This is a genomic window from Collinsella sp. TF12-2AT (assembly GCF_003436735.1).
GTDB lineage: Bacteria > Actinomycetota > Coriobacteriia > Coriobacteriales > Coriobacteriaceae > Collinsella.
In genome coordinates this window covers 87,605-100,114 of record NZ_QSQK01000008.1, presented here as the reverse complement: position 1 = coordinate 100,114, position 12,510 = coordinate 87,605, and the positions used below count along the sequence as shown (strand labels likewise).

Here is a 12,510-nt window from a genome sequence, read left to right as displayed (position 1 = left end):
TGGGGGGGGGGGGGGGGGGGGGATTCATGAGAGGCATGGGAGACGCAGCCGCATACTTGCGTCGGGGCATTCGGGAGATTATATGCCTGGCGCTGTTCTATTTTACGTATTTGGCTGGCGAGTATCTTTTTGACGTGCGCGTTGCCGAGTTTGTGCCGCCGAGCGAGGTCAGTGTCTACGAGAGCTTCATCGTCGGTGCGAGCGTGATCGGCTTTCTTGTGCGCCCCCTTCTGTACTACCGCCGCCCCCATGCGATCGATACGACGAGCGACGTCACGGGCGTGCTGCTGGTATCGGCATTGCTGCTGCTGATTATGGCTGTTCGGTTTGAGGTGGTAATCGCTGGCGGTTTGATAGCGTGCTGCACGCTGGGCTACTGCGGATCGACCGCCCATGCCAACTTTGCGCGACGCTTTGCACGGACGCCGTATTTGGCGCGCGCGGCGGCGCTTTCGTATGCCCTGGGCGTTCTGGTGCAGGTGCTCAACCATATGGTGATGCCCGCGGGAATTCCGCAACAGTTTGTTCTTGTTTCCTGTGCGGTTGTGCAGGTGGCGCTGCTCCACGACGCTCGTCGTGCCAAGCTGCGCGGTGAATCTGAGCCTGGGAGCGAGTCCGATATCGCCGAGCTTTCGGTGGATGCGTCGGAATTTGGCGCCAAATGGCAAGACGATTCTGAATCAACGGCGGCTTTTCGGCGCGCCGTGGTGCGTTTGACGGTCGCAATCGCCTGTCTTGCTGGCGTGTTTGCCGCCCTCAATGCGGGGCTCACGACCTCGCACGCCGCCGGGGCCATCGACTTGGGCGATTGGCCGCGCTTGCTGATGGGCGTGAGCGCTCTAGTCGCCGGCGCCCTATTTGACCTGCACGGTCGTTCGTATATGAACATCACCATGACTTGCACTGCCATGTTGTCCACGCTTTCGTTCTTTGTCTTGCTCGTCGACGGCAATGGCGGTAATGCGCTTGCGGCCATGGCGATTTTCTATCTGGGTTCGGGCTTCTTCGTGGTGTTTTTCACGACGAAATTTGCTGCCATTTCGGTTTATGCGCACTGGTCGTATCTGTGGCCGTGCATGGGTCGTGTCATCAGCAACGTTTGCGCGATGCTCGTGACGGCGCCGGCGGTGGCGATTGTCTCGAGCCAGAACGTGCTGCTGGCGGTGAGTGCGGTGCTCGTGCTGTTTGTGGGCATTGCGATTTCGCTGCTGGGGCAGTCTGGGCATCGGACCGATGACGCTGCGGCGCCCGGCGAGCTGGCGTTTGCTGCCGATGATCTTGGTGCGGACCGCGCGTCTGCTCAGAGCGAGCCCGATTTCGCGGAGGTTCCGGAGCTCACGCTCGGCGAGCGGCTCGATGCCTTTGTCGCCGCCTTTGAGCTTACAGAGCGCGAGCGCGATATTTTGGAGGCCTTGGTCGCATCGCACGAGAGCGTTCAGGACATCGCCGCAACGCTCTTCCTTTCGCGCTCCACGCTCTACCGTCATATCGCCTCGATTAACAAAAAGACCGGCGCCGCCTCGCGCGTGGCCCTTATCAACTTCTTCTGGTCTTGGACACCAAATGATTAGTTAATTTGGGACGGGGCTTTTTTAGCTGTTTTGGGCCGCTGCGGCCAGCAGGGACGGGTCGCGGCGGCCCGGGCATTCTTGACGATAGTTCCGGCGACGCTACAGCAGCTCGCCGTGGCGGGCGATGTAGTGGTGCTTGGCCAGCTGAGTGAGTGCGATGTAGGCGGCGACGATGCCGATGAGCAGCGCGAAGAAGCTCGTTGGCAGCGGCATGAGCCCCAGTGCATCGGCGATGGGGCTTGCCGGCAGCCAGGTGACGAGCGCCAGGCCCAGCACGGTGAGTACGCACAGCGCGGGGGCGGCGTGGTCGCGCGGGCTCGGCAGGCGCGGGGAGCGCAGCATGTGGATCACGAGCGTCTGCGACCACATGGACTCAACGAACCAGCCGCTCTGAAAGAGCGCCGCAAAGGTCGCCATGCCCGCGACGTCGCCCGCGGCGGCAAGCTCGGACCAGCTCGTGCCCACGGCGGCGGGGCATACCACAAAGAAGAGCGCGGCAAAGGTCACAATGTCAAACAGCGAGCTCACGGGGCCCAGCTCGAGCATAAAGCCCTTGATGGACGCGGCGTCCCAGGCGCGCGGACGGGCAGTCCAGGCGTCATCGACGGTGTCCCACGGCAGCGCGATGCACACGATTTCGTAGACCAGCGACAGCAGTACCAGCTGCAGGGCGCTCATGGGCAAAAACGGCAAGAACAGGCTCGCGACGGTTACGGACAGTACGTTGCCAAAGTTGGAGCTCACCGTGGTCTTGAGGTACTTGAGCAGGTTGCCGTAGGTGCGGCGGCCTTCGATGATGCCGCGCTCGAGCACGCCCAGGTCCTTCTGGAGCAAGATGATATCGGCGGATTCCTTGGCGATGTCGACGGCGGAGTCGACCGAGATGCCGCAATCGCTCGCACGCATGGCGGCGGCGTCGTTGATGCCGTCGCCCATAAAGCCCACGGTGTGACCGAGCAGCTCACGCATGACGCGCACCAGGCGCGCCTTCTGCAGCGGCGAGAGCTTGGCAAAGAGATGAGTTTTCTCAGCGCGCTCGGCAAGCTCGGCGTCATCGAGCGCATCGATCTCGGAGCCCAGCAAGACGTTGCTCGCGTCGATACCAATCTGTTCGCAGACGGTTGCAGCGACGCGATCGTTGTCGCCGGTCAGGACCTTGACCGCTACGCCCTTGGCCTCGAGGGTGGCGACGGCGCCCGCGGCACTTGCCTTGGGCGGATCGAGGAAGGCCAAAAAGCCCATCAGTACCATGTCGCACTCGTCGGCGATGCCAAACTCGCCCACGCAGCGCGGATTGGTCTTCTGCGCCACGGCAATCACGCGCAGACCCTCGGCGTTGAGTCCGGCGACCTGCTTGCGAATCTGGGCGAGCTCCTCGTCGGCGAGCGGCTGGACGATGCCGTTGACCTCGACAAAGGAGCAGATCTCGAGCATTTCCTCGGCAGCTCCCTTGGTAACCATCTGGGTTTTGCCTTGGGCGTCGGCGACAACTACGCTCAGGCGGCGGCGTGAGAAATCGAAGGGCACCTCGTCGACCTTGGTATAGCGGTCGCGCAGGCTCTGGCCCAGCATGGAATCGGGCACGACGGTCGAGGGCGTCACGTCGGCACGGTCGATTACGGCCAGGTCGATAAGGTTCTTGAGGCCGGTCTGGAAGAAGCTGTTCAAAAATGCATGGCGCAGTACGCGTGCGTCCTCGTTGCCGTCGGTGTTGAGGTAGCGCTCGAGCACGATGCGGTCTTCGGTGAGGGTGCCGGTCTTGTCACAGCACAGGACGTCCATGGCACCCAGGTTTTGAATCGCCGGCAGGTCCTTGACGATAACCTGGCGACGGGCGAGGTCCTTGGCGCCCTGCGACAGGCTCGTGGTCACGATGACGGGAAGCATCTGCGGCGTGATGCCCACGGCCACGCTCGTGGCGAACAGCAGCGCGTCGATGACGTTGCCCTTGGTGGCGGCGTTGATGGCAAAGACGGCCGGCGCCATAACGAGCATGAGGCGTATGAGCAACATGGAGACGCTCGAGACGCCGCGGTCAAACGCACTCTTCTCGCCGCGCCCGTTGAGCATCTTGGCGATGCCGCCCAGGTAGGTGTCCGATCCGGTAGCGACGACAAGTGCCATGGCGCTGCCGTTTTGCACGGAGGTGCCGGTAAAGACGATGTTCTTGCAGGCAGAGAGCGGTAGCGCGGAGCTGTCGGCACCCTCGATAACCGTGGCGGCAGCGGTCTTCTCGACGGCCTCGCTTTCGCCCGTGAGCGCTGACTCGATCACAAACAGGTCGCGCGCGGTGATGATGCGGGCGTCCGCCGGTACCATATCGCCGGCAGAGAGGTGGATCACATCGCCGGGGACGAGCTCGTCGAAGGGGATCTCGAGACGCTCGTCGTCGCGCAGGGCGCAGCAGGTGTTGGAGACCAGGTCCTTGAGGGCCTCGGCTGCATTGCCGCTGCGGGCTTCCTGGATAAACTTCATGCCGCCCGATACCAGCAGCATGATGCCGATGACGATGACCGTGGAAGGGTCGCGCTGCGGCTCGGGCACGGCGAGCACGTCGATGTAGAGCGAGACCAGCGCGAGCGCGGCGAGGATGCCGGCGAAGGGATCGATGAACGCGTCGGCGATGCGGCGGGCGAGCGTTTTGGTCGGCGCCTCGATGGTGTTGGGCCCGGTGGCGTCTAGGCGCTCGGCGGCGTGCTCGGCAGTGAGCCCGTCGGCCGTGGTGTCGAGCAGCACGAGGGCGTCCTCGGCGCTATGGGTGGCGGCGAATATGGTGTTCTTTGACAGGCCGGCGTGAGCGGCGGGGCGCGCCGTGCGGCGGCGCTTGGAGATGGCTTCGAGTACCGTGGCGGTTTTGAGCATCAGCATAGGGTCCTCCTTGTTGAAGGGAGTTAGCGTACGTGTCGTATTTGCTTTAAAAAACCTAGATGTCGCTCACGTCATACTCGCGAACCACCACAAAGGGGACAGGCACCTTGGTGGTGGTTTTGACGATCGGTTAGTGGCGCTTATGCGTGCGCGGAATCCTCGCGGCGTGCCGAGGGCGACATGCAGGTTTTTCGACTATGACTGCCTTCCATGGCACACCTCCTTAAGGCCGGGCGCGGCGCGCTTCGGGCATCTCGTGCCCGTTTGAATCCGCCCGTATTCTTGATGAGGGGGTTTGCCGTGTCAACCCCATTGTTCGGAAAATCATCGCCCCTGACAAAGCCTTTACAGAATGTCGCGGTCTCAAAGCGCGCCCGCAATGAGCCCTGCCTGCGCTAAACTGGAAGGCACGTACGCGAACACGAGAGGAGCCCGCATGGAGGCTTACAAGCAAGAGTTCATCAAGTTCATGGTCGAGTCCGACGTCCTTAAGTTCGGCAGCTTTACGCTCAAGAGCGGCCGTCAGTCCCCGTTCTTTATGAACGCCGGCGCTTACGTGACGGGCTATCAGCTCAAGAAGCTGGGCGAGTATTATGCCCAGGCCATCCACGATAACTTTGGCGACGACTTTGACGTGCTGTTTGGACCGGCCTACAAGGGTATTCCGCTGGCTGTTGTTACCGCCATTGCCTACCACGAGCTGTACGGCAAGGAGGTCAAGTACTGCTGTGACCGCAAGGAGGCCAAGGACCACGGTGCCGACAAGGGCAACCTTTTGGGTTATGAGCCCCAGGACGGCGATCGCGTGGTGATGGTCGAGGACGTGACCACCTCCGGCAAGTCCATCGACGAGACCTATCCCAAGGTCATGGCTGCGGCCGATGTCGAGATCAAGGGCCTGATCGTCTCGCTCAACCGCATGGAGGTCGGCAAGGGCGGCGTGACCACCGCTCAGAAGGAGATTGAGGCCAAGTACGGTTTCCCCGTCGCGAGCATCGTTTCCATGGCCGAGGTCGTCGAGACCCTCTACAACCACGAGATCGACGGCAAGGTCGTCATCGATGACGAGCTCAAGGCCGCCATCGACGCTTACTACGAGCAGTACGGAGTTAAGTAGGTTCCGCCGTTCTGCCGAACGGCGGACCGGCCGACGCTGCGCGGGCCGCATTTGGACAATCTGACGTTCAACTTCAAGGGCGCGACCAGAAGGTCAGCGCCCTTTCGTTTCACGTCACCTTGTCTCAAATGCGACCCGCTCGCTGTCGTTGCCAAAACATCGGCGTTGCCGTTGCTGTGGGGGTACTCATTGGGTACTCATTGGGGACGTACTTAAATGAGTGCCCGCAGAGTGAGAGTGGATAATCTCCCGTTTTTGGCCTGTTTGCGGGCTCAAAGTGGGAGATTATCCACTCTCGTCATTTTGGCACTTGGGGACGTTTCTTTTGTGCCGGCACCTGGGGACACTCCTTGCCGAATGTGGGCGCCGCCGGTTGCTACGCGACGGTGATGGCGATCTGGGCGTAGCGGGTGCAGGGGCGCTCGGCGCGCGTCTGCACGCTGAGGGTGAGCACGAAGCGGTCGCCTGGTCGTGCGTCGGCGGGCACGATGAAGGCGGTGTCCACCGTGCATTCTTGCCAAAGCGACAGATCTTGGGCGCCCGCATAGCTCGACGGGCCTACGGCGACATCCCAATGTGCGTCGAAGCCGCGGTCGTCGGGGTCGACAATCGTCGCTGCAAGGGCGACGCGCTCGCTAGCAGCGGCGCTACGGTCGGCCGTAACCTCGACAACATACGCCGGATGCGAGCAGACTGCCGGATCGTGGGCACACCATTGCGCGCGGGCGGCAAAGTCTTCCTGATAAGCGCGCAGGTAGGGATTGGGATTGTCGTCTGCGGGCGTGCTGATAGCGGCAAAACCGGCGGGCGCGTTTGCATCAGGATGCCCATCAAGAAACATGCGGCCGAGCAGTGTGTCGAAGCCGCGGTCGTCGATACCGCGCAGGCCAAACGGCAGCAGTGGAATATAGGTCATGCTGTCACCTTCGGCCATAAAGTCGCCGCGCTCAAACTGCATCGCGGGCATGCCTTCCAGACCCCAATCCAGACGGGCATGCTTGCCAAACTGAAAGCGCTCGGGCTCGTTTTCGTAGACCTTGCCATCGCCATAGAGCATATAGCGCGCCATGAGGGGGCCGTTGCCCTGCGTGAGGTTCTGTGCAGGCCAAGGAGCCTTAAACAGCCGCAGCGTATCGGGCTGAGCCGTCTTGGCGTCGACATAGCCGCCATACCTATAGGGCACGCGCCAAAAGACGAGCTTGGGAAAGAGCTCGCGCCCATGGTCGAGCCATGAGTTGTCCTGGCCTACGCCATTGGCAACCCCCATCACGCGCACCTTCTGATAGATCCGCTGCTGAACGGCGGGCCACTCGGGTGTGGCGCGATAGCGTTCGGAAATACTCATGAGGGCGCGAACGATAGTGTTCATACCGCCCCAGCTGAGCAGCCACAGCGTGCGGGGATCGTCATCCATGATGGCGTCGGCGATGACGCGCGAACCGGGCGTTTCCTCGCGCACGTCGCCCTCAAAGGCGGCGTTGCCCATATAGGTGCGCTCGATCATCTGAGCGGGCGTGGGGAAGGACGGCTCGCCGGCGGCAGCGGCGTTGGCCTGCAGCTGCGGCCAGGCCTGGGCATACTCGTTGCTCCACAGGCTTTCGATCCAACCCTCGGGGAATGGACGGTACTCCATGAGCGAGCCAGCTTCGGGGTCGGGCTCGTGCGGAACGACGTCCCAGGTATAGGAGCGCACACCTTTGGTCCGCCAATGCGGATTCACCTCGCCCAGCGTATGGACACCATCGCCAAGAAAGTGATATTGCGAAGCCGTGTACACCACAGCCTGCACATCGAGCACATTGAGATACAGAGCCAAATGAACCAGAGAGTTCATATCATCGACTTCCATATCGGTGGTGACAATCACCCGAGTCAAATTCTGAGACATAGGAACAACTCCAACCACGATTTTTTTTCAGCCAGTTACGCGCAAGGCAAGACGGGACCCACGTTCACATCGCCACCGACCCGGCGGTCCGCCGGAAGCGCCCGGCCAGCGTTTCGAACAACGTTAGCTCAGGGTGCCCCGCCCTTTAGTTTTGTGAACATTCCGCAGCGCGGGCCCGTTTATCCGATGCTCCGAAGGAGCAGGATGAACGGGCCCATGCGCGAGGACGTTCACAAAACTAAAGGGCGGGGCACCCGATGGAATGGTTACCTCGAAACCCTGGCCGACCACTCCCAGCAGCCCACCGGCTCGCCGTCGATGAGTACGTTGCCCCCGTCGAAGTCTTGATAACACAGGTCGTTGAACTGGTGGATCCACACGCCGTGGTTGAATATCTTCTTGGCCGAGCCGTCGGCCTCGCGGTACACGCCGGTCAGGTCCTCGACATGGCTAAAGTAGGTGAGGTGCACGTTGGCGCCGGCATCACGCAGGCGCGCCGTGAGCGGCAGCACCGTCTGCTGCGGGCACACGAGCTCGTCGCCCTTGGAGTGCGTAAACCACAACGGCGTCTTGGAGAGTGCGGCCACGTCCTCGTCCGTGGCGTTGTACCACGGCGCGCAGCAGGGAAGGCCCGCGGCGAAGAAATCGGGGTAGTCGGCGCACAGGCGCAGGGTCATAAAGCCGCCGTTGGAAAGACCGGCGACCACGATGCGATCGGTGTCGATGCGGTCGGCATGCTCGGCGACAAACTCGTCGATGAGCGCCTTGAGCACGGGGGAGTAGATGCTCTGGTTGGAGCGACCGAGTTGCTCGATGCCGTTGTCCATCCAAAAGGTGGGCGACTGCGGCACGAGCACCCAGGCAAAGCCGCCAAAGTAGCGCTGGATCTGCTTTTGTGAGAGCGCTGTCACGCGGTTGCCGGTGTAAGCACGCGTCGCGCCCTCGCCCTGCGTGGCGCCCTTGCCCTCGCCGGCGCCGTGCAGGTACACGATCAGCGGCGCCTTCTCGACGGCGGGCGTGTCCTCAGGCGCAAACGGGTTGAAGAGCGCGGAGTCAGCGGGCTCAAAGCTCGGCTCATAATAGCCGTACTCGAGCGCGATGCCGTCGACGGGCGTCTGCTGCACGGCGTTATGCCAGCCCTTGAGCGCGGGGCAGATGTCGCCGCGGCTGCGGTCGAAGACGAGACCTGCGGTGGGGTCATCGCCGTCTTCGCCCGGGAGCGCCACAAGCTGCGTCACGCGCAGGCGGTTCTCTATATAGCGCGAACCCAGCACGCCACCCTCGATCTCTTTGGTGAGACGCACCTCGGGCGTCTCGAGCGCTACGTGTGTGCCCTTGGGCAGGCGCTGGCCGTTCTCATCACAGGGGTAGGTGGCGAGGACCGGCACGTAGCCCACGGAGGGCGCCGCGTGATCGGTCCCGTGCTCCTTGCGCATCAAGACCTCGCCGGCGCGCTCGTGGCGGGCACAGTAGATATTGAACGTGTGCTCGTTCACGTCGTTGGCGCGCACGGTACAGGGCAAGTCGAGTACGACCTTGCTGATCCAGGGGCCAAAATCGCCCAGCGTGGTGACGGTTGCGTAGGTACACGATTTGAGTTCCATGAGCTACTCCTTTGTGCCGCAAGTACTAAACAAGAGCGGCAATACAGACTAAACATGTTTAGTTTAATGCAGAACTGTAGAATGAGCAGATGAACTCGGTAAACGGTAAAACTGAACACGCAATGAACTACTAAACAGACGTTTACTATTAACTAGCAGGACTTTTGTTGAGGATCCAACAGGTTATAGAGGTGTTTATCAAAATAAAAGCCCACGTAAATAGCCATATATCAATATCGGGTCAAATAGACGATCTTCTACCGTCTAAATACGCTTACCCCCGATTTCCTACCGTTCACCGGACTCTAGACGGCAGAATTGCCACAAATGAGGCGCTCCGTGTAAACTAAAGTCCGTAAACGTTCAGTAAACACAATGTTTACGACGACGTATCCAAGGGTTCGGTAACCGTAAGGGGTTATAGTCACCGGGCCAAAGGCGTGCCTACGCCCAAGCGGATAGGCACACGAAGATATGGGGAGGGGTCCCATGGCAGTAGATAACAAGCAGATTGCCACCGATGTCCTCGAGCTCGTGGGCGGTGCGGAGAATGTTACCGTCGCCACCAACTGCATGACGCGCCTGCGTCTGACGCTCAAGGACAACAGCAAGGCCGACGTGGAGAAGATCAAGAAGGTCAAGGGTGTTCTGGGTTGCCAGTTCGCCGGCAGCCAGCTCCAGGTCATCATCGGCCAGAACGTGCCCAAGGTGCTCGCCGAGTTTGTGGCCATGTCCGGCGTCAAGCAGGGCGAGGCCGTCAACGAGAACCTCGACGCGCCCAAGGAGAAGTTCGAGCTCAAGAACCTGCCGAACATCATCCTCGACTATCTGTCCGGCTCCATGACCCAGCTCATCCCGCTGCTCATGGCCGGCGGTCTGTTCCGCACCATCGCCGCGGTCCTCGGTCCCACCATGCTCGGCGTGCTCTCGGCCGACGACCCGACCTACACCTTCCTCTACACCACGCTGTACGAGGCAACCTTTACGTTTATCCCCATCTATCTGGGCTATGCTGCGGCTAAGAAGCTCGGCGCCAGCCCTGTGCTCGGCATGCTCCTCGGCGGCGCTCTCATGGCCCCGTCCGTGGTGACGGCCGCTACGCAGGAGGGTGGCGGAATCATCTCCGTCTACGGTATCCAGATCGCTGCCGCCAACTATCAGCAGTCCGTTCTGCCGATCATCCTTTCGGTGCCTGTCCTCTACTTCATCGAGAAGTTCTTCAAGAAGGTCATGCCCGACGTGCTCTCCACGGTCTTCACGCCGTTCTGCACCATGATCGTCACGATCCCCATTGCCTTCATCGTCCTTGCCCCCGTCGGCAACGAGATCGGTTCCCTCATCGCAAACGCTCTGTTTGGCCTGGCTGATATGGGCGGCATCGGCGTCCTCGTCGTCATGGCCGTGCTCGGCGCCTTCTGGCAGCTCTTCGTGGTCTGCGGCATGCACATGCCCGTCATCCTGCTCGCTCAGGTTCAGATCATCGCCGCCGGCTTCGATCCCTTTGTCTTCGTTTCCACCAACTGCGCCATGGCCGCTGTCTGGGGCTGCGCCTTCGGTGCTTTCCTCAAGATGAAGAACCCCGACGAGAAGTCCCTTGCCATCGGTTACGTCATCTCCGCTATCGCCGGCGGCGTCACCGAGCCCGCGCTCTTCGGTATCCTCATGCGCTTCCGTCGCACCATGTTTGGCATGTTCATCGGCGGTGCCATCGGCGCTGTGTTCTCCGGCCTCATGGGCGTTACCTATTACCTCGCAGGCGGTGCCTCCAACTTCCTGGTCTTCACCAACTACCTGCAGGGCGGCCAGATGAACACCGTCTGGGCTATCGTCGGTATGGCAATCTCCTTTGTCATCGCCGCTGCCGTCGTCTTTGTCTCCGGCTTCTCCAAGGAGGAGCTCGCCGAGATGGAGGCCTAAGGCCAAGCCATTCGGTCTAAAAAGACCCCTACACGACAGGGCCCCGTCAGGCGCAAGCCCGGCGGGGTCTTTTTTGCAAGGTAGACTGATTGGGGGCGGATGAGATCCGCCCGCGAGGAATTGCCAAGTGCCGAGGGCTTTCGCGCGGGGCTACCGCGAAAGCCCCCGGCGGTTCGCAACTCCTTTGTCAAACGAAAGGACATGCAGATGAGTTTGGGAAAACTGACCGTTAACGGTCGCCAGGATGGCTTCTTGTGCGACGGCAAACCATTCTTTTGGTTTGCCGATACGTGCTGGAGCGCATTCACGAGCATCACCGAGGTGGATTGGGACTACTACCTGACCCGCCGTGCCGAGCAGGGCATGAACGTACTGCAGATCAACACCCTGCCGCAGTGGGACCGCTGCCTGCCCGATCTGGGTATCTGGCCCTACGCGAGCGAGGACGGCGTTCACTTTGACTGGAACGCGCCCAACCAGGAGTACTGGGACCGCGCCCGCCGCATGTGCGAGGCAGCTGTGGAGCACGGCATTCGCCCGGCGCTCGTGCTCATGTGGTGTAACTACGTGCCCGGTACCTGGGGCGCCAAGATTGCCGAGCGTTGCGGTGCCGAGATTATGCCGCGCGAGGAGGTTCGCGCCCACGTTGCGCGTGTCGTCGAGAACCTGGGCGAGTTCGACCCCGTCTACGTGGTGACGGGCGATACCGACTTTGCCAGTGGCGAGGCGATTGCCTATTACGAGGAGGCGCTCGACGAGGCCGCCAAACTGGCGCCCGAGGCCCTGCGCACCATGCACATCAACCGCGGCAACCGCAGCCTGCCCACGCAGTTTGCCAAGCGCCTGGACTTTTACATGTTCCAGCCCGGGCACAACTACGAGGGTCAGCCCGAGGCCTGGAAGCTCCCCGAGGACTTCCGCGCCAACTATCCCAAGCGCCCGATGGTCAACTCCGAGCCCTGCTACGAGCAGATGGGTGCGTCGCGCAACGTGTACTGGCGTTTTACCGCGCAGGATTGCCGTGCAAGCGTGTGGTCGAGCATCCTGGCCGGTGCCTCGGCGGGCATTACCTACGGTGCGCACGGCGTGTGGAACTGGCAGACCTCTCAGAGCCGTGGCAGCGTCCTTGGCGAGGGCTTTGACATGCCGTTCCGCTGGCAAGAGTGCCTGCAGTTTGCGGGCGTGTGGGACTTTGGCCTGATCGAGCACGTGCTGCGCGGCCTGGGTGCCACGAGCGCGGATGGGGCGGTAGCTGTTGAACCCGCGCAGGAGTTGCTCGACGACGCACGCGAGGCCATCCGCGTGGCGCGCGTGGGCGAACGCGTGGTGGTCTATCTGCCGAGGACCACGTCCGTCAAGCTCAAACTCGAGGGCGGCACCACCGCCTGGAATGCTGTGGCGTTTGACCTAGAGAACAAGCGCGTGGCAAACCTGCCGGTTGTGCCCGTCGACGGTGCCGTGCGCGTGGCCCAGCATCCCTTCGAGCACGATGCACTCCTGGTGGTCTCGCCCGCTCAGTAGCGCGCGGTTCCAACGCGACCGGCG

General features: G+C 61.8%; 7 protein-coding genes. 4 read left to right on the top strand and 3 right to left on the bottom strand.

Going from position 1 to position 12,510, the window contains the following annotated elements; genetic code table 11:
• The first annotated feature begins 26 nt into the window (after nucleotides 1–26).
• A complete protein-coding gene (locus tag DXD24_RS06765) occupies nucleotides 27–1,571 on the top strand; it encodes a helix-turn-helix domain-containing protein (protein WP_117646426.1) in 1,545 nt (514 codons plus the stop codon).
• Nucleotides 1,572–1,670: 99 nt separating this feature from the next.
• Here DXD24_RS06765 and mgtA read toward each other — a convergent pair whose 3' ends face one another.
• A complete protein-coding gene (gene mgtA, locus DXD24_RS06760; protein ID WP_117564524.1) occupies nucleotides 1,671–4,439 on the bottom strand; it encodes a magnesium-translocating P-type ATPase in 2,769 nt (922 codons plus the stop codon).
• A 436-nt stretch (nucleotides 4,440–4,875) separates the two neighbouring features.
• On the opposite strand from mgtA, the gene pyrE reads away from it, so the two are divergent.
• Nucleotides 4,876–5,556, top strand: coding sequence for an orotate phosphoribosyltransferase (gene pyrE, locus DXD24_RS06755; RefSeq protein ID WP_117564525.1), 681 nt, complete (start codon nucleotides 4,876–4,878; stop codon nucleotides 5,554–5,556).
• A 376-nt stretch (nucleotides 5,557–5,932) separates the two neighbouring features.
• On the opposite strand, the gene DXD24_RS06750 is transcribed toward pyrE, so the two are convergent.
• Together DXD24_RS06750 and DXD24_RS06745 are read right to left on the bottom strand one after the other, a co-directional pair.
• Nucleotides 5,933–7,444 carry a nucleoside hydrolase-like domain-containing protein gene (locus DXD24_RS06750; protein WP_117564526.1) on the bottom strand — a complete coding sequence of 504 codons (1,512 nt, stop codon included), beginning with the start codon at nucleotides 7,442–7,444 and terminating at the stop codon, nucleotides 5,933–5,935.
• Between the two features lie 266 nt (nucleotides 7,445–7,710).
• On the bottom strand, nucleotides 7,711–9,048 hold the full coding sequence (locus DXD24_RS06745; protein ID WP_117564527.1) for a prolyl oligopeptidase family serine peptidase: 1,338 nt from the start codon (nucleotides 9,046–9,048) through the stop codon (nucleotides 7,711–7,713).
• A 489-nt stretch (nucleotides 9,049–9,537) separates the two neighbouring features.
• Here DXD24_RS06745 and DXD24_RS06740 point away from each other — a divergent pair, with 489 nt between their 5' ends.
• Both DXD24_RS06740 and DXD24_RS06735 read left to right on the top strand, forming a co-directional pair.
• Nucleotides 9,538–10,965 carry a PTS transporter subunit EIIC gene (locus tag DXD24_RS06740; protein WP_117564528.1) on the top strand — a complete coding sequence of 476 codons (1,428 nt, stop codon included), beginning with the start codon at nucleotides 9,538–9,540 and terminating at the stop codon, nucleotides 10,963–10,965.
• Nucleotides 10,966–11,172: 207 nt separating this feature from the next.
• Complete coding sequence (locus DXD24_RS06735) at nucleotides 11,173–12,486, top strand: DUF4038 domain-containing protein (RefSeq protein ID WP_117564563.1); 1,314 nt, start codon at nucleotides 11,173–11,175, stop codon at nucleotides 12,484–12,486.
• The last annotated feature ends 24 nt before the right edge of the window (nucleotides 12,487–12,510 follow it).